The following is a 24,662-nucleotide window of genomic DNA, read 5'->3' on the forward strand; positions in this document are numbered from 1 at the left end:
ACACAACATGAACAAATTACTTTCCGGTTTCATCGCTGGCGCCGCACTGCTGGCCGCGTCGGCGGCGCAGGCCACCGTGGTGACCTTTGACGACCTGAACGCGGGCGGCAAGCTTGCCGGCATTGCGAAGTACAACCCCTATGCCGGCCTGACGTGGGGCGCCAGCTGGTACCTGGGCGACACCGCCGTGGCCGGCTATAACAATGGCGCCCATTCCGGCATCGACTTCGTGTCGAACGGCTTTGGCGTCAACAACCTCGGCATCAGCAGCGCCGATCCCTTCAATTTCACCGGCGCCTGGTTCGCCACGCCCAACACCAACGGGGCCAAGGCCAGCTGGATCAACATCAGCGCCTATGACAGCGCCAACCACCTGATCGGCAGCACCGGCAACATCGCGGTCGGCGCCACCTATGCCTTCGTCGCGGCCAATTTCAGCAACGTGGCGCGGCTGAACATTGCGCGCGACAAAGGCTGGTTCGTGATGGACGACCTGGCGTTCAACCGGGGGCAAGGCGGGGGCACCGTACCGGAACCGGGTTCGGTGGCGCTGCTGGGACTGGGCGCGGCCCTGGGCGGGCTGCAACACTGGCGCGGCCGGCGGCGCGCGGCAAGCGCTGCGCACGGTCTTTCTTGATGTTGCTTTGAAATCGTTTTCATATTGGCCGGACTACCATGAAACCAACCAAATCACACCGGATCGCGCTGCTGTTCAACGGCAACAAGTCGTTTGACCGCGAAGTCATCGCCGGCATTGCGGCGTACCTGGGCAGTACCCGTTCAGCCTGGGACTTGTTCCTGGAAGAAGACTTCCGCCTGCGCCTGGCCGGCATTGAACGGTGGCAGGGCGACGGCATCATTGCCGACTTCGACGATCCCGCCGTCGCGGAGGCGCTGTCCGCTTGTCGCGTGCCCGTGGTGGCGGTGGGCGGCTCGTATCAGCGCGACAGCGAATATCCGCGCGGCGTGCCCTATGTGGCGACCGACAATTACAAGCTGGTCAAGCTGGCGCGCGACCACCTGATCGATGTCGACCTGCACCGCTTCGCCATGTTCAGCCTGCCCAAGGCCAAGGAGAACCGCTGGGCGCAGGAACGGGAAAACGCGTTCTGCAGCCTGATGCGGGCCGACCACATGGATGCCGAGATTTTCCGTGGCTGCGAAACCAGCGCCCCGTCGTGGGACGAGGCGGTGCAGGGCCAGATCGCCTGGCTGCGCAGCCTGCCCAAGCCGGTCGGCGTCATTGCCGTGACCGACGCGCGCGCCCGCCAGTTGATGCACGCGTGCGTCATCGCCGGCATCGAAGTGCCGGAACAGGTGGCGATCATCGGCATCGACAACGACCCGCTGGTGCGCATGCTGACCCGCATTCCGCTCAGTTCCGTGATCCAGGGCGCGCAGGAAATGGGCCGCACGGCGGCGCATTTGCTGGACCAGATGCTGCATGGCGTGCGCCTGCACGACACCCGCATCCTGGTGCCGCCATCGGGCATCAACGTGTGCGCGTCCAGCCAGCACCAGCCGGTCCGGCATCCGCACGTGATGCGGGCCCGCCATTTCATCCGCCAGTACGCGTGCCAGGGCATCAAAACCCACCAGGTGGCCGAATACGTGGGGGTGTCGCGTTCGTCGCTGGAAACCTACTTCCGCCAGGAACTCGGTTGCAGCGTGCATGACGTGATCCTGCGCTTCAAGCTCGATGCCGCCAAGGCCGGGCTGGAAAGCGGCGAACGCAGCATCGCCGACGTGGCGCTCGATTGCGGTTTCACTTCCACCCAGTACATGCACCTGGTGTTCAAGCGTGAACTGGGTTACTCGCCGCGGGCTTACCGGGACCGCGCATTTGGCATCTGCGAAACGCCGTCCGCCGCCATGGCGTAACGGCGACATAACAAGAATTTTTAGAGGAGAAGCACATGTATCAGTTTAAGAAAACCGCCATCGCCATTGGCGTCGCGCAAATCGTCCTGATGGCCAGTGGTTCGGCAATCGCGCAAAGCGCGCCGGCCGAAGCTTCGGTGGTGGTGGTGACCGGCCAGCGCGCGGCGTTGAACTCGGCGCAGAAAATCAAGCAGTCCTCCGACGAGATCGTCGATTCCATCGTGGCCGACGACATCGGCAAACTGCCGGACCGTTCGGTCACCGAAGTGCTGCAGCGGGTGGTGGGTGTGGCGATCGACCGCACCATGGCCAAGGGCGATCCGGAACACTATTCGGTGGAAGGCTCCGGCGTGACCATCCGCGGCTTGAGTTATGTGCGCTCGGAACTCAATGGCCGCGACTCGTTCTCCGCCAACGGCGGCCGCTCGCTGAACTTCGAAGACGTGCCGCCGGAATTGATGGCCGGCGTCGACGTGTACAAGAATCCGTCGGCCGAACAGGTGGAAGGGGCGATCGGCGGCCTGGTCAACCTGCGCACCGCGCTGCCGTTCGACTACAAGGGCTTTAAGGCGGCGATTTCGCTGAACGAAACCTATTCCACGCTGAAAAAAGGCAAAATGTCGCCATCGGTGTCCGGCCTGATTTCCAACCGCTGGAAAACCGACCTCGGCGAATTCGGCGCCCTGATCGACCTGGCCCGTTCGGAGAGCCAGGTGCGCACCGATGCGTTCCAGGTTGAACCGTACTATCCGCGCACCGATATCGTTTCCGGCAAGACCGTGTGGATACCGAAAGGCGCGCAATGGCGCACATTGATGTTCGACCGCACGCGCGAGGGCGCCTATGGCGCGCTGCAGTGGAAAAAAGATGACGTGAAGAGCTCGCTGACCTACTTCAAGTCGCGCTACAAGATGCAATGGGACGAGAACGCGATCTTCGCCCAGTCCGCCCCGTACAACATCAGCGTCAGCCCGGACGCGACCTATGACAAGAATGGCGCGCTGCTGACCGGCACCCTCAGCGATCCGAAAGATGGCGGCATCAACTTCGGCGGCGACACCCGCACCGCCAACCGCAAATCCGACACCACCGACATCGGCTGGAACGTGCAATGGCGCGCATCGCCGGCCTGGACCCTGACGTCGGACTTGCAGCACATCCGCGCCACTACGCGCAGCCTCGATTCGACCGTCGCCACCGGCATCCAGATGCCCAAGGAACGGATCGACCTGACCGGCAACGTGCCGAAACTGACGTTCGACGACGCCGACCGCGCCTACCTGGCCAATCCGGCCAATTACTACTGGGCGTTCACCATGGAACACATGGACGCCAGCAAGGCCACCGAGAAGGCGTGGAAGGGCGACGCCAAGTATGACTTCGACCACCCGGTGCTGCGCGACGTCCGCTTCGGCGTGCGCCTGACCGAGCGCGATTCGCTGACGCAGAACTCCAACCCTGGCTACAACTGGTCGCCGATCACGCAGACTTGGCAACTGGGCTGGGACATCAATAAACTGGCCTCGCTGGGTGATCCGCGCTTCAGCGGCAATACCACGCCGTATGCGTTCCCGAACTTCTTCAACGGTAAAGTGTCGGTGCCGACCCTGATTTTCCCGGCGTTGTCGACCGCCACCGGCTATCCGGACAGCTATGCCGCGCTGCACAAGTACCATGACATCCTGTGTGCGGAAGCGCATGGCGGCTCCAGCGCCAGTTGCAGCCCGTGGACGCCCGCCACCTTCGGCACCGATCCTTCCGGCACCAACGACCAAACTGAAAAGACCAAGGCTTTCTATACGCAGCTGCGCTTCGGCTTTGACGACTTGAAATATCCGATCGACGGCAACGTCGGCGTGCGCTGGGTCAAGACCGACATGACCGCGCACGGCTACACGGTGTTCAAGAATAACGCGCCGGTGATCCCGTCCGGCTACAGCGTGGTGGGCCCGGCGATTCCGAACATCGCGTCGTTCTCCGCCAAGCAGGATGTCGACAACAGCTACGACAACATCCTGCCGAGCCTGAACCTGCGTCTGAAAGCCAGCGACCAGCTGCAGTTCCGCGCGGCGTTCGCTTCGGCGCTGTCGCGTCCCGACTTCACGCAGCTGCAGGCATACACCAGCCTGAGCCAGGGCGCCAGCACCACCAACAATACCGCCACCCAGACCCTGACCGTCAACAGCGTGACCCGCGACGGCACCGCGTCGGGCAACCCCCGCCTGCTGCCGACCACGGCCAAGCAGTTCGACGTGACGGCGGAATGGTATTTCGCGCCGGCCGGTTCGGTGACCCTGGCCGTGTTCGACAAGCGCCTGAAAGACATCATCGTCAACCAGCTGTCCAATTTCCAGGTGCCGGACGTGACTGGCACGCAGCAGAACTTCACCGTCACCTCGCCGGTGAACGGCGCCAAGGGCACGGCGCGCGGCTTCGAGATCGCTTACCAGCAGTATTTCGACAAGTTGCCGGGCCTGTTGTCCGGCCTGGGCGTGCAGGCGAACTTCACCTTCGTCGACAGCAAGCAAAAGCTGTACAACCCGGTGTTCAGCCAATACTGCTCGAGCACCAGTGGCGCGGCCAACCTGAACCTGAACATGAATGGCTGCGACACCGATGGCCGTACCTTCGGCGATCTGCCGCTGCAAGGCATGTCGCGCCGTTCATACAACCTGGCGCTGATGTATGACAAGGGCCCGATCTCGAGCCGCCTGGCCTACAGCTGGCGCTCGAAGAGCCTGCAAAGCGTGAACGCCAACGGCACCAACGGTTCGGATGGCACCGACACCAATCCAGCCAGCCCGACGTTCGGCCAGCACAACGTGGTATGGGGCTTGCCGACCTGGGCCGATGACTACGGCCAGCTCGATGCGTCGGTGTTCTACAAGATCAGCGACAACCTGTCCTTCGGCCTGGAAGCGCAAAACATCACCAACGCCAAGTACAAGCAGTTGATGGACCAGCACGTCGGCACCAAGGGCCGCGCCTGGTTCGTATCCGGTCCGCGCTATACGGCGCAACTGCGTTACAACTTCTGATCGGGTAAGCTAACCTGGCACAGTAAAAAAATCCCGCGGCTGCAAGGCCGCGGGATTTTTTTTTTGCTATGTCATCGCAAATCGTGGAAGACGCTGGCCCGCACAACGGTACTGCCCGCGCTGGCGGCGGCGCATGCATGGCGGCCTCGTAGAGTCCGCCCTACAGTGGGAGCATTCCACAACTCCCGGTGACATAGCTTTTTTTTGCCGATGTCGGCCGCGCTGGCGCGCCGGGTTAGTCGGGCGGCGTCACCCACTTGGGCACGCGCTTGCCGGCGAGGATGTCGCGCACGACCTGCATCAGCAGCACGCCTGGCAGGGGAGGGCAGGCGACGGCGAGATTGAGCTTGCCGGCGGCCATGGCGTCGGCTGCGGCTGCGCCGCCGCCCACTGACAGCACGAGGATATCGCGGCCGGGCCGCATGCCGGCCTGTTCGATGGCCGCGATGGCGCCGAGCGCCATCTCGCAGCTGTGCGCATAGACCGCGCCGATGTCGCTGCCGTGGCTCCGCAGCAGGGCGGCCATGGTGGCCACGGCGCTGGCGCGCGTTGGACCGCCGGGCTGCGATTGCAGAATCTTGAGCCGGGAGTGGCCGGCGATGGCCTGGGCAAAACCGTGATGGTGGGCGAGCGGCTGCGCAGAACCCTGCGGGCCTTGCAACTCGACGATGTTGATGAGGGGAGCGGGGATGCGGGCCGATTGGGCCGATTGGGCCAATTGTGCCGCCAGCCAGCGGCCGGCCCGCCGGCCCTGGCCGGCGGGATCGGGGCCAATGAAGGTGGCGAACAGGTCCGGGCCGCCGGCGGCAATCGCGCGGCCGATGACAATCACGGGGATACTGGCGGCTTTAGCTTCGCGCAGCACCGTATCCCAGCCCGCGTCGGCCACCGGCGCCAGCACGATCAGGCTGACTTTTTGTGCAATGAAGGAACGGAGTGCGCCGATCTGGATGGCTTGCGGGCTCGATTGGCGATGCCCGTGCCGGGTATCGGCAAACTTGACGGTGATGCCGTCGCGGACGGCCGCCGCTTCGAAGACGTTGGCGCCGGCACAGGCATCGGCGCAATTGTCGGCGCAATCGTCGGCGCAATCGTCGGCACGGATATTGGCGAGGTTCTCGGCGGCGGCGCAGTGCGCCGCGTCGCCACTGCCGCCTGGCACATAGCCGATCACGGGCGGTGAAGCGGCGCATGCCGTGCGGACGGGCAGGGCGGACGCAATGATCGCGCAGGCTAGCAGCCTTCTGCGGGCGGTATCCACCATGGGGGAAGTCGGGAGGGGAAAAGTAAAAACGGCGGCCGGGAATGCTGTCCGGCCGCCTTTGTTGCGGCGGGCGATTACCAGCCGACGCCGTAAATGGTCGCCAGCGCCACGCCGATCACGGCCGAACCGAAGGCAAAGGCGCCGTCGACGCGGAACAGCGAGGTGTCGATGTGCAGCGCCTTGGTGTTGCCTGCGCGGCGGGCTTCCGCCAGTTTGCTCATCAACACCATGCCGGCGATCACGAACCAGAACACGATGAACATGCGGTCCAGGAAGGGGATTTCAGCGACGCCGGCTTCCGTGACCTTGGCAAAGCCGATCGGAATCAGGAACGACAGGTCCATCATTTGCGGCAGGAATTTCAGCACGATCGAGCCCACCAGGCCGCCGAGGGTGGCGAACATGGCGGCGCCGGACGTGGTTTTCTTCCAGAAGAAGCCCATCAGGAACATGGCCAGGATGCCGGGCGACACGAAGCCGGTGTATTCCTGGATGTACTGGAAGCCGCCTTTCTTGTCGATGCCCAGCATCGGCGCGATCAGCACGGCCAGCGCCATCGACACCACCACGCTGACGCGGCCGATCCACACCATGCGCTGCTCGGTGGCTTGTTTGTTGAAGGTCTTGTTATAGATGTCCAGCGTGAAGATGGTGGCGATACTGTTGGCCTTGCCGGCCAGCGAGGCCACCACGGCGGCGGTCAGCGCGGCGAAAGCGATGCCTTTCAGGCCCGATGGCAGCAGGTTCAGCAGGACAGGATAGGCGCGGTCGGGATTGACTTCGCCGCCATGCTGCATGGCGGTGCCCAGGGAGCCGGATTTGTCCAGCGCGTAGGCGGCAATGCCTGGCAAGACCACGATCACCGGCATCAGCAATTTCAGGAAGGCCGCGAACAGCAAGCCCTTGCGGGCGGTCGGCAAGTCGGCACCCAGCGCGCGTTGGGTGATGTACTGGTTGCAGCCCCAGTAGTTCAGGTTGACGATCCACATGCCGCCGATCAGGACCGACAGGCCCGGCAAGTCCATGTAGTTGGGATTGTCGCGGGTCAGCACCATGTCGAAGTGTTCGCCGGCGCGCACGAACAGTTCGGAGAAGCCCGCGATCGCGCCGTGCTTGCCGCCCAGGCCGGCCACCAGGTCCAGCGCCAGCCAGGTCGTCACCAGCCCGCCAATCACCAGGCAGGTCACCTGGATCACGTCGGTATAGCCGATGACTTTCATGCCGCCCAGGGTGATGATGGCGGCGAAGATGGCCAGGAACAGCATGCATGGCAGCAGGGCGATACCCGACAGGCTGGAAATCGCCAGCGCGCCCAGGTACAGGATCGATGTCAGGTTGACCACCACGTACAGGCCGAGCCAGAACAAGGCCATGGTGGTGGCCACGGCCTTGCCGTAACGTTGTTCGAGGAATTGCGGCATGGTGTAAATGCGGTTTTTCAAATACACCGGCATGAAGAACACGGCCACGATCACCAGGGTGGCGGCCGCCATCAATTCATAGACGGCAATCGCCATGCCGATCTTGTAGCCGGAACCGCTCATGCCGATGAATTGTTCGGCCGAGATGTTGGAGGCGATCAGCGAGGCGCCGATGGCCCACCAGGTCAGCGACCCTTCGGCCAGGAAGTAGTCATGCGAAGCCGAGCCGGAGCCTGCTTGTTTGCGGCGGTAAACCCAGATGCCGTAGCCGGCCACCAGGACGAAGTAAAACAGGAAGACCACGAGGTCTAGCGTGGAAAAGGTGCTCATGAATGCTCACGATGAAGAAGTTGTCTCGGGGCGTGCTGCGTTGGCACACGTCGAACTGTTGAATTGCAGGCCATTATTGCCCAATACCGCCAGTGGACAAGGCCTTTGCGCCGCGCTTGGCCAGAATCGTTCGGCAGGTTGGTGATTTTCGTAATAGCTGTACGCCGCCGGGGTTGCAAAATGGCAGAGTGCCCTTTCCGCACAGCCAGTTTTAATTTCTCATGATGACCAATCCTTATCCAGCCGCCATGGCCCAGTCGCGCGAAGACCGCGTATTTACCCTGACGAACGCCGGCGGCATGGCCGTGGCGATCCATGAGCGCAGCGCCGCGCTGCGCTCATGGCGCGCGCCCGACCGCTACGGCCGCCTGGCGGACGTGCTGCTGCCGGTTCCGGAGGTGCCGCAGCCGTCCGGCGCAGGCATGCCAGGATGGGCCGGCTGCCATGCCGGGGGCGGGGTGTCGCTGTCGCGGATGGCGCCCGGCGGCGCCCATCTGCAGGTGAACTACCGCCTCGACGACGATGGCAGCCTGGTCATCAATCACAATGCCATGGCCACGTTGCCCGCCACGCTCGAGGCGAGGCGGCAGCCGTGCTTCAATTTGAACGGCGGCACGGCCGACGTGGGCGACCATATGCTGCAGATCGATGCCGATTACTACGTGGAAGTCGATGCGGGCGGCCAGCCGGTCGGGGTGGCCACGGTGGGGGGCACGCCGTTCGATTTTCGCCAGCCGGCCGCCATTGGTCCGCGCCAGGGCTGGCCAGATACGCAGATCCGGCTGGTGGGCGGATTCGATCACTGTTATTTCGTGCGCGGCCATATGGCCGGCGGCCAGGGCGCATTGCGGGAAGTGGCGCGTGTGGTCGATCCCGGTTCCGGACGGCGGCTGCAGGTCTACACCACCGAAGCCGCCTTGCAGCTGTGTACCGGCAAGCTGCCGGTGGGGGCCCAGGGCTGGGGCTTTTGGCTGGAAGCCAACGCCCGCCCCGAATTGATCAGCGCAGCGTGGCCACAGGTGGTGCTGCACCCGGGGCAGGTGTACCGGCAAACCACGGTTTACCGGCTGTCGCTGCAAAACCAGTCGGCCTGATCAGGCGGGCGGCAAGCCCCGGTAGACAAATTGCCGGGCCCGCACCTCGCCCTTGCCGGCGCTGTAAATACCCACCTTCAGGCTGAGGAAGCCGCCGAACACGTTGTGGTGGAAGCCGGACATCTCCATTTGCCACGGGTGTTTGATCCACTGCTTGCCGTCGAACGAGTAATGGAACGTCACAATGTTGGCGCGGTTGGCGAGTTTCACGTGCACCGTGCCGGCCTGCACCTTGGTGCGCATCCAGCTTTGTTCTTCACTGGCGTGGTAGGTGTGCATTTGTCCGGCGCCAAAGCCGATGCCGCAATAGCCGCGCTGGTTGTAATACAGCACCAGGCCGCCTTGCGCCTCGCCGCTGATGTCGAGCACCACCGACGCTTCGTAATCGCGGTCGCCGACGATGCAGGTCAGTGGCGAGCAATCGGCCGGCGACGCGCCCTTGCCCTGGATGACCAGGCTGTTGCCGTCATAGCGCGCGCGCCGCATTTCATCCGGGCCCGGATCGAAGAAACTCCACTGGACACCGAACTTGTTGCTGGAAAAATCGTCGGACAGCGGCTGCCCGTTGGGGCTGGCGCGGCCGCCTTTCGGTTTCGGCAAGGCTTTCGACAAGGTGCCGCCTTTGGCGCGGAACCAGCCATCGCTGGTCCACTCGACGGGTTCCAGTAAGGTTTGGCGGCCCAGGGTGCGGAAGCCGTTTTCGTACGCGTGGTACACCATCCACCAGTCGCCGCCCGGACCTTCGATCACGGTGGCGTGGCCGCGCGACCACCAGGGTTCATCCGCGCTCTGGGTGCGGATGATCGGGTTGTGCGGACAATTTTCCCATGGCCCGTGGATCGAACGCGAGCGCGCCACCGTCACCATGTGGCTGGTCGGCGGGCCGGACGTGCCGCCCACCGCCGACACCAGGTAAAACCACTGGCCGCGGCGAAACAGCTTGGGGCCCTCGGGCGCAAACATTTCCACCACCCAGTGTTCCGGATAGCGCCATGGTTCGTACACCTGTTCCAGCGGTCCGGCGGTCGACAGGCCATCGTCGGACAGTGCGATCCGGCGCACGCCGTTGAAGAACAGGTAGCGCTTGCCGTCTTCGCCGACCGCGTGGCCGGGATCGATGCAGCCGGCGATTTTCAGGTCGATTGGGTCGCTCCACGGTCCCTCGATACGGTCGGCGTGGATCACGAAGATCCCGCTTTCATTGTTCGGGTTGGCGGGGATGTAGAGGTAATAGCGGCCGTTGTGCTTGACCAGGTCCATGGCCCACACCGAACCGAGCGGCTTGGTCAGCGCGGCGCACACCGGCGCCCAGTTGACCAGGTCGCGCGAATGCCAGATGACGGCGCCGGGATACGAGAAAAACGACGAAAACGTCATGTAGTAATCGTCGCCATCCTTCAGGATGGTCGGGTCCGGGTGGTCGCCGGAAAGGATGGGATTGATGAAGGTGCCGTTGCCGAGATCGGCTTTGCGCTGGCCTTCGATGCCGTAGGCGGGTTTGGGCGGCAGCGCGGGCGCCGCGGCGGATTTGGCGGCGGCCGGCAGCGGTGCGGCCGCGGCGCCGGCGCCGGCCAGCGCGAGCTTCAGCAAGCCGCGCCGGCTGGAAGAACGTGATGAGGGAGTGTGGGTCATGAGAATATGGTCAGTGAAACCGTAGGGCGGTTTTGCCGAGGGCAAAGCCGCCATGCATGCACGCCATGTCAGCCCGGGCTGGTGGCGGTGCGGGCATGGCGGTTTGGCGCTTTGCGCCAAACCGCTCTACGGGGGGGATGATGGCGTCTTAACCTAGAATAGGGCTGTTATTTGCCAGCGATTTTCAAGATGCCCGGCGCCTTGCGCGACAAGTCATTGTCACCACTGACCGTCAGGCGTCCCGTGCTGTCGTTCCACTGCAGCCGCACCTGATTACCCTTGTCTTTCTGGTAGTCGTACGACACGCCATCGTCGTCATACAGCGCGAAGGCGCCATCCTTGCCCGGATACACCTTGATTTCGGCAATTGCCTGCCTGGTCGCGGTCGACTGGATTTCCGCGCCGATCGGCACGATGGAGCCGGCCTTGACGAAGACGGGAATCTGGTCGATCGGCGCCGCCACCTTGACCCAGCGGCCGCCCGCCAGCTTTTCATTGGTCCAGAAGTTGTACCAGTCGCTGCCGGCCGGCAGGTAGACGTCCTTGGCGGTCTGGCCCTGCTCGGTCACGGGGGCGACCAGGAAGGCCGGGCCGAACATGTATTGCGTGCCGAGATTGGCGACGTTCGGATCGTGCGGGAAATCCATCCACAACGGCCGCATGAAGGGTGCGCCGGTATCCCAGGTGGCCTTGGCCTGACTGTAGATATACGGAATCAGCTGGTAGCGCAGGCGGTTGTAGCTGGCCAGGATCGGCTCGGCCTGCTTGCCGAACGACCAGATATCCGCGTGCTTGCGGTCGCCGTGCACGCGCAAGGTCGGCAGGAACGTGCCGTACTGGAACCAGCGGGTAAACAATTCCGGATAATCGTGGTTCTTGCCCACGGTTTCCTCGGCGCCGGCCGGGTCCAGCAATGGCTGTTTGGTGGCCTTGGTACTTTGCGGCAGCCATTGCCAGCCGCCGATGTCGTTGCCCCAGTACGCGATGCCGGATGCCGTCATGTTCAGGCCGGTTGGCACCTGGCGCGCCAGCGCTTCCCACGAGGGGTGGATGTCGGACGACCAGAACAGGGCGCCGCTGCGCTGCGAACCCAGGTAGGCGGCGCGCGACAGGACCATGGCGCGCTTGTTTGGTTTCCATGCGCGCATCTGGTCGGAAAAACCTTCGACATGCAGCAGCGGGAACAGGTTGCGGTAGCGGTCGCCGGAACCGATCGAATAGAAGAATCCGTCCGGCACCAGGTCCGGTTCGGTTTCGTCGAGCCATGGATAATCGAAGCCGTGCGACAGGATGTTGTCGCGCGCGTGCTCGAAGTACCACTTGCGCGCGGCCGGGTTGGTGGCGTCGATCAGCGCGCCGGTGCGGTCGGAGCGGAATGGCAAGCCATCGACGGTCTTGCCATCCTTGTCCTTGAGGAAGTAGCCCTTGGCGTCGAGTTCATTGAAATAGCGGCCCGAGGTTTCATAGCGCGGCCAGATCGAAATGATCGATTGCATGCCCATGTCATGCAACTCCTTGTTCATGCCGGACGGGTCCGGGAACTGGGCCGGATCGATGTCCATCTGGCCCATGCGGGTCCAGTAGAACCAGTCGACCACCATGATGTCGAGCGGGTATTTCTTTTCGCGGTAAGTCTTGGCCACGCGCAGCACTTCCTGCTGGCTTTCATAGCGGGCCTTGGACTGGATCAGGCCGAAGGCGGCCTTGGGCGGGATCGGTGTCTTGCCGGTCACGCGCGCATAGCCGGAGTAAATTTCTTCCGGCGTGCCGCCGGTGATGATGAAGAAGCTGACACGTTCGCCGACATTGGACTGGAACGCGGTGCGCCCGTTGACGCCGGCGATGAAACGCGTGGCCGACGGGTTGTCCCAGACGATGCCATAGCCCTTGGACGACACCATGAACGGCACGCACACCGATTCGCCGGCCGGCGCGTCGTACCAGTGCTTGCAATCGATCACGCGGCCGCGCAAATCCAGCGGCCCGGTCGATTCCTGATTCTGGCCCATGCCATAGTAATGCTCATCCGCCGGCGCGCTGAACGAGGCGCCGGCCTGGTAGGTTTTTTCACCGTTGACGGTTTGCGGCGACATTTCCCAGCCGGTCATGTCGAGCAGGGTCTCGCCCCTGGCGTTTTTCACCCGCAGCGCGACCGGCGCCAGTTGCGGCGCGAAGTATTTTTCGCCCATGGACGGCACGCGCGGCTGCGGCGCCGGGTCGACGTGCAGGCTGAGGGCGGGCGACGTGAAGGTGTCGCCATCCTTGCCGGCGGTGTGGCGGAACGCGGCATTGTCGGCGCCACTGGCCAGGATGCCGTAACCGGCCGCTTTCAACGCTTCGGCCTTGTCGGCGGCAATCGTCACGTGCACCACGTTCGGCCCATAGGCTTCCACCGTCACCCATGCGCCATTGCGGTCGAGCGTGGTGATGGGCGCGGCATGGGCCTGGGCGGCGGCGCCCAGCGCGATCATGGAAATTGAAACGGCCAATGCCTTGCGCCGGAAATGCACTTTCATTGTTGCTCCTGGTGTCGTGTGGTTATGCTGGCTTGTCCGCCATGCGTCATTGCGGAATGTGTCACTGCGGGATCAGCTTGCGGTCGCGCAGCCATTCCTCGGTGCGGCCGGTCCAGTTCGATGCCGAACCGTTGCCACGGCGCAGCGCCATGCCATGGCCGCCATGTTCGTAAATCATCATTTCGGCCGGCACGCGGGCGCGGGTCAAGGCCTGGTAGTACAGGATGCTGTTTTCCGGCGGCACCAGGCCGTCGTCTTGCGAATGGATCAGCAAGGTGGGGGGCGTTGCCGTTGTCACCTGCTTTTCCACCGACATCAGTTCCGCCAGTGCCGGCGCCGGGGCCTTGCCCAGCAGCGATTCGCGCGACCCCACGTGGGTGGCGGGCGAGGTCATGGAAATCACCGGATACATCAGGATCGCGAAGTCCGGGCGCGCGCTGACCGCATCGAGCGTATCGCCGCCCTTGCCGGACGGGTGGCCGTACAGGGTCGAGGCGCTGGCCGCCAGGTGGCCGCCGGCCGAGCTGCCCATGACGCCGATGCGGTCCGGCGCCACGCCATATTTGTCCGCCTGCGAACGCACCAGGCGGATGGCGCGCAGCACGTCCTGCAACGGCGCCGGGTGGCCATGGTCGGACAGCCGGTATTTCAAGACAAAGGCGGTGACGCCAAGGCCCGACAGCCATTGCGCATACTGGTGGCCTTCGCGCGTGTAGGACAGGAAGGAATACCCGCCGCCCGGGCAAATGATGACCGCAGTGTTGGATGCGCGGTCGGGGGCGGCGGGGTAGACCGCCAGCGTGGGCTGGCTGACGTTACTGATGCGTTCGCCGTCAACCCGTTCCGGTCCGGCCTGTGGCCGCGCATTCGGGGCCCCGTTGGGCCACAGCGCCACAATGGTGCCTTGCGCCAGCGCGCCGCCCGTGGCCAGCAACAGCAGGGCCAAAATCCATGATCGCATGTATCGTCTCCTTATAGGTAAAAACCGACTGTTCTTGTGCCTCGCATCTTACCGGCTCACCCCGGTGCGGCCATTACGAAAATCACCGAGGCCATGAACAATTTACCGTAAGCATTCCCGGTCCGGTTCCCGTCCGCTCCCCTCGATCAGTTGGCTGATTTTTTAGGCGGGTTACGAATTTTCACAATTGCCCTGTGTTGCCCGCGCGGGCATCATGCTCTGATGAAAACTCCGAAAACCGTCGGCCACCTGCTGGCCACCCTGTGCGCGCTGGCACTGGCCTCCGCCCACCCCCTCGCGCATGCCGATGCGCCCATGCCGCGCCTGGCGCAGAACGACGGCCATCACGCGCTGATGGTCGATGGCAAGCCATTTACCATCCTGGGCGTGCAGGCGCACAATTCCAGCAACTATCCGGACGCGCTGGAGCAGGTGTGGGCCGCCGTCAAGGATGCCCACGCGAATACACTGGAAATCCCGGTCGCGTGGGAACAGATCGAGCCGGTCGAAGGCAAGTTTGACTTCAGCTATGTCGACACGCTGGTGGCGCAGGCGCGCCGGCACAAGGTGCGCCTGGTGCTGCTGTGGTTCGGCACCTGGAAGAACACCAGCCCCCAATACACGCCGGAATGGGTCAAGTTCGACAACCAGCGCTTCCCGCGCATGGTCGGCAAGAATGGCAAGGACAGCTATTGCCTGTCGCCGCTGGGCGAGCAGACGTTAAAGGCCGACACCAGGGCGTTTACCGCGCTGATGGCGCACGTGAAGAAAATCGATGCGGCGCACCGCACCGTGATCATGATGCAGGTGGAAAACGAGGTCGGCACCTACGGCACCGTGCGCGATTTCAGCCCCCGGAGCGAGGCGGCGTTCCGCCAGCCGGTGCCGGCGGCGGTCCTGGCGCGCAAGAAGCCGCCAGTGGCCGGCGCCGCCGGCGGCAGCTGGTCCGAGGTCTATGGCCCGTATGCGGATGAATATTTCCACGCCTATGCGATTGCCAGCTACATTGAAACCATCGCCAAGGCGGGGCGCGCGGTGTACGACTTGCCGATGTACGTGAACAATGCGCTGCGCGACCCGCTGGAACCGATGGCGCCGTGGAAAGGCAATTTCGCCAGCGGCGGCCCGACCTACGATGTGATCGATATTTACCAGGCGGCCGCGCCGCATATCGACATCTCCGCCCCCGACATCTACTCGCCGGAGTCGAACAAGGTGACGGCCCACCTCGACCGCTTCCAGCGCCGCGACAATGCGCTGTTCGTGCCGGAAATGGGCAACGCGGAAGGCTATGCGCGCTATGTGTACCAGATCCTCGGGCGCGGCGCGATCGGCGTGGCGCCGTTCGGGGTCGACTATTTTGACTACAGCAACTACCCGCTGGGTTCCAAGCGCACCGACAAGTCCATGGTCACGCCGTTCGGCAAGATCTACGAAGCGTTCCGTCCGATGGCGCAAATGTGGGCGGCCTGGGCGCTGGAAGGCCGTACCCACGGCGTGGCGGAAAGCGACGAGCGCACGCCGCAAACGCTGGCGCTGAAAAACTGGACCGTGACGGCCTCGTTCCGCGAGTGGCAATTCGGTAATGCGGGCGACGCGGCCAGCAAGAAGGATTTCCTGCATGACGCGCCGGTCCCGAGCGGCGGCGCGGCGCTGGCGCAGGTCGGCGACAACGAATTCATCGTGGTTGGCCAGCAGGTCCGCCTCAGCTTCAACGGCGCGGGCGCCAATGCCGGCAAGCCGTCCATGTACGCGCGTGTCGAGCAGGGGCATTTCGACGCGGCGGGCAAATGGGTCATGGAACGCAACTGGAATGGCGACCAGGTGGACTATGGCCTGAACCTGCCGGTCCGTCCGACCGTGCTGAAGGTGCGGCTCGGCACCTATTGATTCCCCAATATGACGCAACACATCAAGGATAAAAAATGCACATGAAACCCATGACGGCGGCGGTCTGGCTGGCGCTGGCCGCGTCCGGCCAGGCCGTTGCCGGCACCTTCGAGCAAACCGCCTCCGGCGTCGTCGTCAAGCCCGACCAGGGCCCGGCGCGCGAAATCCGCCTCGAAGTCATGAACGACAACATCATCCACGTCGTCAAGACCGGCCAGGCGGGCAAGCAGTTGACGCCATCGCTGATGACCGTGGCCACGCCCTGCGGCAGTTGCCGGTTCACGGTGGCGGCAAGCGGCGCCAAGTCGGTGACCCTGAAGGCGGGCAAGATTTCCGCCACCGTGGCGCTGGCGAACGGCGCGGTGCAATTTGCCGATGCGACGGGCAAGGTATTCCTGCGCCAGGCGGCGGAAAGCATCACACCGGTGACCATCGGCGGCAAGCCGTTCAACGCCATCACGCAAGGCTTCAACCACGGCACCAGGGATGCCTATTACGGCCTGGGCCAGCACCAGAACGGGCAAATGAACTTGAACGGCGAAGACGTGCTGCTGGCGCAGCACAACATGGACGTCGCCGTGCCCTTCGTCGTGTCGGACAAGAATTATGGCCTGTTGTGGGACAACAATGCGATTTCCCGCTTCGGCAATCCGAAACCGTATGGCCCGATGGGGCGCGACCTGACGCTGGTGGACGACGAGGGCAAGCCGGGCGGCTTGACGGCCCGTTACTATGTCGGCGGCAAGCTGGTGTGCACGCGCCATGAAAAAGACATCGCGTACCAGTTCCTCAAGGATGTGGCGGAAAACTGGCCGAAGGAAGTCGGCAACCTGAAACAGTTGAAGGATGTGAAGGTGGTGTGGGATGCCACGCTGACCAGCGACAAACCCGGCGTGCACAAGATGCAGCTGTATGCGTCCGACTACGCCACCTTGACCATCGATGGCAAGCAGGTGCTCGATGTGTGGCGCCAGGACTGGAATCCGTGGTACCACAATTTCGAGATCGACTTCAGCAAGAACAAGCCGGTCAAGCTGCACCTGGAATGGAAACCGGGCGGCGGCATGGTGGCCATCACCCACAGCGATCCGTTGCCGGCGGCCGAGCGCCATTCGCTGACGATGTCGTCTGAAATCGCGGAAGCCATCAATTACCACGTGATCAGCGGCACCAGCATCGACAACGTGATTGCCGGCTACCGCCACCTGACCGGCCAGGCGCCGATGATGCCGAAGTGGACCTATGGCTTCTGGCAATCGCGCCAGCGCTATGAAACCCAGGAGCAATTGCTGGACGTGGTGCGCGAATACCGCAAGCAGGGCTGGCCGCTGGACGCGATCGTGCAGGACTGGTTCTACTGGCCGGAAAACGGCTGGGGCACGCATGATTTCGACAAGGCGCGTTTCCCGGATCCCAAGGCCATGGTGGACGAAGTCCACAAGAACAATGCGCGCGTGATGCTGTCGATCTGGGGCAAGTTCTACGCCGACACCGGCAACTACAAGGAGTTCGCGGCCAAGGGCCACATGTGGACCAAGAATGTGGAAGACGGCGCGCTGGACTGGGTCGGCCCCGGCTACAAGAACAGCCATTACGATCCGTACACGCAGGAAGCGCGCGACATCTACTATCGCCAGCTGAAAACCAAGCTGGTCGACCTGGGCTTCGACGCGTGGTGGATGGATAACAGTGAAGCCGACGTGCTGTCCAACTCGCGCCTGGAAGACTTCAAGAAATTGATCGGACCGACCGTCTACGGCGCCGGCGAAATTACCTTCAATCCGTACAGCCTGATGCACACCAAGGCCATGATCGACGGCTTGCGCCGCGACCAGCCGGACCAGCGCCAGTTCATCCTGTCGCGCTCGGGCTTTGCCGGCATCCAGCGCAATGCCGTCGCGGTATGGAGCGGCGATACGGTGGCGCGCTGGAACAACCTGTACGACCAGATTTCCGCCGGCGTCAACTTCTCGATGTCGGGCATCCCGAACTGGACGCACGATATCGGCGGCTACGCGCAGGAAACCCGCTTCCAGAGCGGCGACATCGGCACGGCCCAGGAAAACCGCGATACCGGCCCGCGCCAGATCAAGCCGGAGGATTTGAAGGAATGGCAGGAACTGAACTTGCGTTGGTTCCAGTTCGGCGCGTTCAGCCCGCTGTTCCGTTCGCACGGCGAAGTGGTCAAGCGTGAAATCCACGTGATCGCGCCGGAAGGGTCGGAAATGCGCGACTCGATGGTCTGGTACGACAAGCTGCGCTACCGCCTGATGCCGTACATCTACGCCACCGCATCGGACACGCACCACAATTCCGGCACCATCATGCGTGGCCTGGTGATGGATTTCCCGCAAGACGACAAGGTCAAGGATATCCGCGACCAGTACCTGTTCGGCCACAACCTGATGGTGGCGCCGGTCCACGTGTATGGCGCGCGCGAACGCAAGGTGTACATGCCGAAGGGCGTGTCGTGGTATGACTTCGACACCGGCGAAGTCCATCAAGGCGGCGCCACCGTCACGGTCAAGGCGCCGTATGGCCGCATTCCCGTGCTGGTCAAGGCCGGCGCGATCGTGCCAATGGGGCCGGTGACGCAATACGTCGATGAAAAACCCGATGCGCCGCTCACGCTCCATGTCTACACCGGCGCCGACGGCAGCTTCAGCCTGTATGAAGACGACGGCGTGACGAACGCATACACCCGCGGCGAATTCTCGCGCATCCCGCTGAGCTACAACGACAAGACCGGCGTGGTCACCATCGGCGCACGCGCGGGCTCCTACAAAGGCATGGTGGACAAGCGCGAATTCCGCATCCGCTTCATCAAGCCCGGCGTGTCGACTTCGGGCGGGTTCGATACGGCGGACAAGGTGGTCCACTACGAAGGCAAGGCGGTAACCGTAAGGAAGTAACGGTCGCACCGTAGGGCAGTTTCCGCCAAGGCGGCAGCCGCCATGCGTGCCTGGCCGCCGGCCGATGCCATACCGGCGAAGCTGGCAAGGCGGCTTCCGCCCAGGCGGCTTCCGCCCTACGAATGTATCGACTTCAACGGGATAAGGAATTGATGGCAGCCGACACATACACCAGCGGCGCGTTCCAGTTGATCGCCACTTCATTGCTGGCGTAGCTGCACACGTGGTCCAGGTACGAGAGCGCGGGCAGGGGGGAAGGGTAGGTTTTGCAGTTCTTGAGGTCTTCCTGGCCCGGGTTCGGGCCGCCGACCAGCCAGCCCGGCACCGGGTCGGCAATGCCATCCGCTTCCGACGGGCGGTGGTGCGGGTGCATGGCCGGGTGTGCGCCAAAGCCGGTGACGAACGAATAACCGGTGGCGTTGCGGCCCAGCACATAGTCCAGCGCCGATTGTGCCGCCCGCAGGTAGCCGGGTTGCTGCTGGCGGCCGAGCTGGTAGGCTTGCAGCAGCACCATGGCCTGGTTCAGCAGTACGGCGTTGCTGCCCCAGACCATGTCGGTCTTTTGCAGAGGCACGCGGTAGGGCGAGTGCGACCAGGTGGTGCGCAACTGGTCGGCCAGCGACGTGATGCGGCGCGTGATCAGGGCCTTGTCGGCGATGGGTGTCAGGCGCGGTAAGTGGTGGGCAAGCGAGATCCACGCCAGGCCGCCCACGTTGCCCCATGACGGCACGCCGGCCGGCAATTGCCTGGGGCGCATCGCCTGGTAATAACTGTCCTGGCCGGTCGTGATGTATAACTCGGCGGCGGCCCATGCGAATTCGTCGGCCATCTTGTCGTCGGCATAGTCGCCCGTCACGATGTCGGCGGGTTGCCGGTAAATCTGGTCGGGGTGCGCCTGGGCCCAGCCCCATGCGGCTTCGGCGGCTTGCCGCATGCGGGCCGACAGGCCGGGGCGTTGCTGTTCGAACGGCGCCATCACGCGGCTGGCCACCGCCATCACGGCGGCAAAGTCCAGCGCGGCGGCCGTGCTTTTTTGCACCACATAGCGCGTCGAACGGGGCTGGTCCGGCATCACCATGCCGTCAAAACCCTTGTCGGTCAGCTTGTGGTAGACGCCGCCATCGTGCGGGTCTTGCATGGCCAGCATCCAGTCCAGGTTCCACAGCGCTTCATTCACGATGTCGGGCAAGCCATTGCCGGATTCCGGCAGCCTGCTGTCCTGCGCGTTGAAGTATTGCGGGAAGTGTTCCCATGCGGCCAGCAGCGTATACGTGCTGATGCCGGAATTGACGATGTATTTGTTGTAGTCGCCCGCGTCATACCAGCCTTTGGGCGCGGCAATCACGGCGCCTTCGGGTCGCCCGGCCGAGGCGGCCGAAGCGTGCACCAGCACTTCGGTGTCCGGGTGGCCGGCCGCGCGCGCATAAATGCCGGCATGTTGCGGCAGCAGCGCTGTGCCGGCGCGGTTGTAGTAATACGCCCGCAAGGCGGCAATGTTCAAGGCGCGGTAGATGTCGCCCCGGATCTCGAATGGCGGCGAATCCGGCAGGCCGGCGACGCGGACGCGGTACTGGCCGGGCGCCGTGAGCGCGGAAAAATCCGCCACCCGCACGGTTTCGCCGGAAAGTGCCCACGGCGCGGGCGCCCCCAGCCTGGCGTTCAGCACGGTCTTGCCCGTATGGGCATCGACCACGGCGAAGCCGGCGGCCTGCCCGGCATGCACCACGGCCGGCACCACGGCGAGTTTTTGCGCGGCCGGCAGGAAGCCGACCTGGTTGATCTTGATCGCGGCATTGTCCGCCATCGCCGGCGCGCAGGCCGCGCCCAGCAGGGCGGCCAGGGGCAGCAGGCGGCGCCTGATCGCGGGGTGCCGGCCGGGCTTCATGCGGCATGCTCCACGGTGGCGCCATGCCCGTTGTCATCCTTGCCTTCGGCGTGATGGAACGGGGCGAACCAGCATGCCAGGAACGATGGAATCGTGGCCACCATGACGAACACGAAGTAATTGATATACCCCATGGCTTCCTGCAGGTAGCCGCTGAGCGTCCCGGTCACCATCGCGCACAGGCCCATCAGGCCGGTGCCGAACGCATAGTGCGTGGTGGTGTATTTGCCCGGCGCCAGTTGCTGCATCAGGTAAATCATGAAGCCGACCGAGCCGAAGCCGAAGAAGAATTTCTCAATCACCACGCCGGCGCCGATGGCCAGCAGGCTGTCGGGCAGGTAAATGCTCATGGCCAGGAACGTGGCGTTGGGGATGTTGACCGCGCAGCACAGCAGGAACAGGGTCGATTTCAGGCCGCGCCTGGCGACGAACAAGCCGCCCAGCAGGGAGCCCAGCAGCACGGCCGCCAGGCCATAGGTGCCGTAAATAATACCCAGCAATTCATTCGACAGGCCGAGGCCGCCCTTGTCGGCCGCATCGACCATGAAGAACGGGCCGATCTTTTCCAGGAAACCAATGCTGAGGCGGAACAGGAAGGCAAACGCCACCATGCGCCAGACGCCGCGCTTCTGGAAGAAAGTGACGAACGAGTCGGCCAGGATGTGCCAGGCCCCGGCCACGCTGGTGGGCGTGTTGGCCGCGCGCGCGCCGTCGGGCATGAAGCGCGCGTGCCACGCCGCCATCAGCAAGGTCAGCGCGGCGACAATGAAGAACACGATGCGCCACGCATCCATCCATTCCGGCCCGAACACCTTGGCGTCGTGGTGGAACCAGTCGGTGTGCAGGCGGCCGGTCAGGTAGACCAGGAAACCGGAAGCGACGATCGGGCCGATATTCCAGGACAGGCTTTGGATGCCGCAATACAGCGACTGGCGGCGCGCATCGAGCGACGTCACGTAGACGCCGTCGCAGGCGATGTCCTGGGTCGCGCCGATGAACGACATCAGCCACAGGAGCGGCATCAGCACCACCACGAAGCCGGGCAGCGCCATGGCCATGCCGGCGCCGGCGAATCCCAGGGCGATCAGCACCTGGGCGCACAGCACGAAGAATTTCTTGGTGCGGTACATTTCGACGAACGGCGCGAACAGCGGCTTGATGGTGTAGGCCAGGATCAGCATGCTGGAATAGCTGGCCGCGGTGCCGTTGTCCATGCCCAGGTTCTTGAACATGATCGCGGTCACGCTGGTGAGCATGATGTAGCCCAGCGCCATGGTGAAGTACCCGGTCGGTACCCACAGCAGCGGCGAGGCGGTTGGGCGGGAAGGCGGCATCGGTGTCTCCGTGATGGATCTTGTTATGGTGTGGTTCAGGCCAGGGCTGTGGCGGGCTGGCTTGCCAGGTGTTCGTCCAGCAGTGCGGCGGCGCCGCCCAGGGCGGGGTAGGGCGCGGTAATCACCAAGGTCGGTATGTTCGCATTGTAGGCGGAGAAGCGGCCCTTGTGCTCGAATCGCTGGCGGAATGCCGAGCGGGCGAAGAAGTCGCCCAGGCGCGGCACCACGCCGCCGCCGATGTAGATGCCGCCCTGGGCGCACAGCGTGACCGCGACGTTGGCGGCGACCGTGCCCAGCATGGCGCAGAAGCAGTCCAGCGTTTCGCGGCACAGCGGGTCGGTATCGGACAGCGCGCGCGACACGATGGTGGCGGTGTCGAGCGACGGCGCGCTGGCATGGCGCCAGTCGGCCAGCGCCGCGTGGATCAGCGGGATGCCGGGTCCGGACACCAGCCGCTCGGCCGACACGTGCTCGTAATGCCGCCAGCAGAATTTCAGCACCGCCATTTCACGCGCATCGGATGGTGAAAAGGCAACGTGGCCGCCTTCGCTTTGCAAGGTATGCCAGCGGCCATCGACACGGTTGACGCCGGCGACGCCCAGCCCGGTGCCGGCGCCGACCACGCCGATCATGGCGCCGGTTTGCGCCTTGCCGCCGCCCACTGCTTGCAGCTGCTCCGGTCCCAGTTCGGGCACGGCGCGCGCCAGCGCGGCAAAGTCGTTGACCAGCAGCAGGGTATCGAGGCCCAGCGCATCGCGCGTGGCCGAGACGGAAAATTCCCAGTCGTGGTTGGTCATGCGCACCCGGTCGCTGCCGACCGGGTTGGCAATGGCGATCGCCGCATGCGCGACGTGCGCGCCGGCCTGGCCCAGATAAGCGCGGATCGCATCGCCCAAGCGCGGGTAGGCGGCGCAGGCCAGCGTGGCGACCTGTTCCAGCCGGCCGGGCGCGGTTTCCAGCGCGAAGCGGGCATTGGTGCCGCCGATATCGGCCACCAGGCGGGGACCGTCGCGATAGAGTGCGCGGTTCATTGCGGACCCCGCATGCGGGCGATGAATTCACGGTACCACAGCGCGCTGTCCTTCAGGGTGCGCTGCTGGGTCGCGTAATCGACATGGACGATGCCAAAGCGCTTGGCGTAGCCGGAATTCCATTCGAAATTGTCCATCAGGCTCCACAGGAAGTAGCCGCGCACGTCGACGCCCGCGGCCATGGCGGCCGACAGGGCTTCCAGGTGGTCGCGCACGTAGGCGATGCGGGCATGGTCGGGCACCGCCCCGGTGACCAGCTGGTCCGGGTTGGCCATGCCGTTTTCCGTGATGTAGACCGGCGGCAGGTCGTATTCGGCATTCAAGGCCAGCAACAGTTCAGTCAGCCCTTCCGGATAGATTTCCCAGCCCATATCCGTGAAGCCGCGCCCGCCCTTCGGTGGCGGCGGCGACGCTTCGGCGCTGGTGACGGCGCGGGTGTAATAGTTCACGCCGAGGAAATCCATCTTTTGCGCGATGATGTCGAAGTCGCCGGCCTGCACCTTCGGCCCATTGGCGCCATGCGCGCGCAGCGCCAGTTCCGGATAGCAGCGCTTGAACAGCGGGTCCATATACCATTGCACCGACTTCGCATATTCGAGCTCGGCCAGCTCCTTGTCTTGCGCGCTGTCGCTGGCCGGATGGGCCGGCCACTGGTTCAGCACGATGCCGAGCCGGGCGGCGGGGCTGGCGGCGCGCATGGCGCTCAACGCCAGGCCATGCGACAGCAGCAGGTGGTGCGACACTTGCACGGCGGTGGCCGCATCGGCAATGCCGGGCGCGAATTGCGCGTTGCCATGGCCAAGGTTGGCGGTGCACCAGGGTTCGTTGTGGGTGGCAATGGTGGCGACGCGGCCGCCGAAGCGGCGCGCCACCTCGGCCGCATAGTCGGCGAAGCGGTACGCCGTATCGCGCGCATTCCAGCCGCCCGTGTCTTGCAGCGCCTGCGGCAAATCCCAGTGGTACAGCGTCAGGTGCGGCGACACGCCCTTGGCCTGCAGGGCGTCGAGCAGGCGCTCGTAAAAATCAAAGCCCTTCTGGTTCCAGGCCCCTTTGCCTTCCGGCTGCACCCGCGCCCAGGCCATCGAGAACCGGTAGGCGTCCACATTGAGCGACGCGATCAGGTCGACGTCGTCGCGGTAGCGGTGATAGTGGTCGCAGGCGACGTCGCCATTGGTGCCGTCGATAATGCGCCCGGGGGTGTGGCTGAACGTGTCCCAGATCGACGGCCCTTTGCCGTCTTCGGCCCAGGCGCCTTCGATCTGGAAAGCGCTGGTGGCGACACCCCAGGTAAAGCCTGGGGGAAATTGCAGGTGTTGGTCCATTGCTACTCTTGGTTCGTATCGGTTTGAGGGTTTTGAAATCGATTTCATCGTAGCCGGGAAATTTTATCAATGTCAAATGAAACTTCGGGGTTGGGTAATTTCGTTATGTGCGCTGGTTGTTTTGGTAGGCTGACGACGCGCGGGAGGGGGC

The 24,662-nt window shown here is 64.1% G+C and carries 15 protein-coding genes; 6 read left to right on the plus strand and 9 right to left on the minus strand.

Annotated elements, in window-relative coordinates; translation table 11 throughout:
- Positions 1 to 7: 7 nt before the first annotated feature.
- The 3 genes from AC1RRC_RS00815 to AC1RRC_RS00825 are packed head-to-tail and all read left to right on the plus strand — an operon-like array spanning position 8 to position 4,919.
- Positions 8 to 637, plus strand: coding sequence for a PEP-CTERM sorting domain-containing protein (locus AC1RRC_RS00815; protein ID WP_493053338.1), 630 nt, complete (start codon positions 8 to 10; stop codon positions 635 to 637).
- Between the two features lie 38 nt (positions 638 to 675).
- Positions 676 to 1,881, plus strand: a complete 1,206-nt coding sequence (locus AC1RRC_RS00820) for a XylR family transcriptional regulator (protein ID WP_493053339.1) — start codon at positions 676 to 678, stop codon at positions 1,879 to 1,881.
- Between the two features lie 35 nt (positions 1,882 to 1,916).
- Entirely contained in the window at positions 1,917 to 4,919 is a 3,003-nt protein-coding gene (locus tag AC1RRC_RS00825; protein WP_493053340.1) for a TonB-dependent receptor, read from the plus strand.
- A gap of 235 nt (positions 4,920 to 5,154) precedes the next feature.
- Here the strand turns inward: AC1RRC_RS00825 and AC1RRC_RS00830 are convergent, their stop codons facing one another.
- Together AC1RRC_RS00830 and AC1RRC_RS00835 are read right to left on the minus strand one after the other, a co-directional pair.
- Entirely contained in the window at positions 5,155 to 6,183 is a 1,029-nt protein-coding gene (locus tag AC1RRC_RS00830) for a substrate-binding domain-containing protein (RefSeq protein WP_493053341.1), read from the minus strand.
- Positions 6,184 to 6,257: 74 nt separating this feature from the next.
- On the minus strand, positions 6,258 to 7,934 hold the full coding sequence (locus AC1RRC_RS00835; protein WP_493053342.1) for a sodium:solute symporter family transporter: 1,677 nt from the start codon (positions 7,932 to 7,934) through the stop codon (positions 6,258 to 6,260).
- A 221-nt stretch (positions 7,935 to 8,155) separates the two neighbouring features.
- Here AC1RRC_RS00835 and AC1RRC_RS00840 point away from each other — a divergent pair, with 221 nt between their 5' ends.
- Entirely contained in the window at positions 8,156 to 9,028 is an 873-nt protein-coding gene (locus AC1RRC_RS00840) for an aldose epimerase family protein (protein WP_493053343.1), read from the plus strand.
- Here the strand turns inward: AC1RRC_RS00840 and AC1RRC_RS00845 are convergent, their stop codons facing one another.
- From AC1RRC_RS00845 to AC1RRC_RS00855, 3 genes are all read right to left on the minus strand, one after another.
- On the minus strand, positions 9,029 to 10,660 hold the full coding sequence (locus AC1RRC_RS00845) for a family 43 glycosylhydrolase (protein WP_493053344.1): 1,632 nt from the start codon (positions 10,658 to 10,660) through the stop codon (positions 9,029 to 9,031).
- A gap of 167 nt (positions 10,661 to 10,827) precedes the next feature.
- Complete coding sequence (locus AC1RRC_RS00850) at positions 10,828 to 13,176, minus strand: glycoside hydrolase family 31 protein (protein ID WP_493053345.1); 2,349 nt, start codon at positions 13,174 to 13,176, stop codon at positions 10,828 to 10,830.
- 61 nt (positions 13,177 to 13,237) lie between these two features.
- Positions 13,238 to 14,137, minus strand: coding sequence for an alpha/beta hydrolase (locus AC1RRC_RS00855; protein ID WP_493053346.1), 900 nt, complete (start codon positions 14,135 to 14,137; stop codon positions 13,238 to 13,240).
- A 222-nt stretch (positions 14,138 to 14,359) separates the two neighbouring features.
- On the opposite strand from AC1RRC_RS00855, the gene AC1RRC_RS00860 reads away from it, so the two are divergent.
- Both AC1RRC_RS00860 and AC1RRC_RS00865 read left to right on the plus strand, forming a co-directional pair.
- On the plus strand, positions 14,360 to 16,027 hold the full coding sequence (locus AC1RRC_RS00860; protein ID WP_493053347.1) for a GH35 family beta-galactosidase: 1,668 nt from the start codon (positions 14,360 to 14,362) through the stop codon (positions 16,025 to 16,027).
- 35 nt (positions 16,028 to 16,062) lie between these two features.
- Positions 16,063 to 18,939, plus strand: a complete 2,877-nt coding sequence (locus tag AC1RRC_RS00865) for a glycoside hydrolase family 31 protein (RefSeq protein ID WP_493053348.1) — start codon at positions 16,063 to 16,065, stop codon at positions 18,937 to 18,939.
- A gap of 133 nt (positions 18,940 to 19,072) precedes the next feature.
- On the opposite strand, the gene AC1RRC_RS00870 is transcribed toward AC1RRC_RS00865, so the two are convergent.
- Genes AC1RRC_RS00870 through AC1RRC_RS00885 form a run of 4 tightly spaced genes read right to left on the minus strand, consistent with a single transcriptional unit; the run spans position 19,073 to position 24,511 of the window.
- Positions 19,073 to 20,824: a glycoside hydrolase family 9 protein gene (locus AC1RRC_RS00870; protein ID WP_493053349.1), complete on the minus strand. Its 1,752-nt coding sequence runs from the start codon at positions 20,822 to 20,824 to the stop codon at positions 19,073 to 19,075.
- Positions 20,821 to 22,158: an MFS transporter gene (locus AC1RRC_RS00875; protein WP_493053350.1), complete on the minus strand. Its 1,338-nt coding sequence runs from the start codon at positions 22,156 to 22,158 to the stop codon at positions 20,821 to 20,823. The genes AC1RRC_RS00870 and AC1RRC_RS00875 overlap by 4 nt, the downstream gene beginning before the upstream one ends.
- 35 nt (positions 22,159 to 22,193) lie before the next feature.
- On the minus strand, positions 22,194 to 23,189 hold the full coding sequence (locus AC1RRC_RS00880; RefSeq protein ID WP_493053351.1) for a glucokinase: 996 nt from the start codon (positions 23,187 to 23,189) through the stop codon (positions 22,194 to 22,196).
- Entirely contained in the window at positions 23,186 to 24,511 is a 1,326-nt protein-coding gene (locus AC1RRC_RS00885) for a GH1 family beta-glucosidase (RefSeq protein WP_493053352.1), read from the minus strand. The genes AC1RRC_RS00880 and AC1RRC_RS00885 overlap by 4 nt, the downstream gene beginning before the upstream one ends.
- Between the last annotated feature and the right edge of the window lie 151 nt (positions 24,512 to 24,662).

Source organism: Pseudoduganella sp. GW821-FHT12E03 (assembly GCF_058807115.1).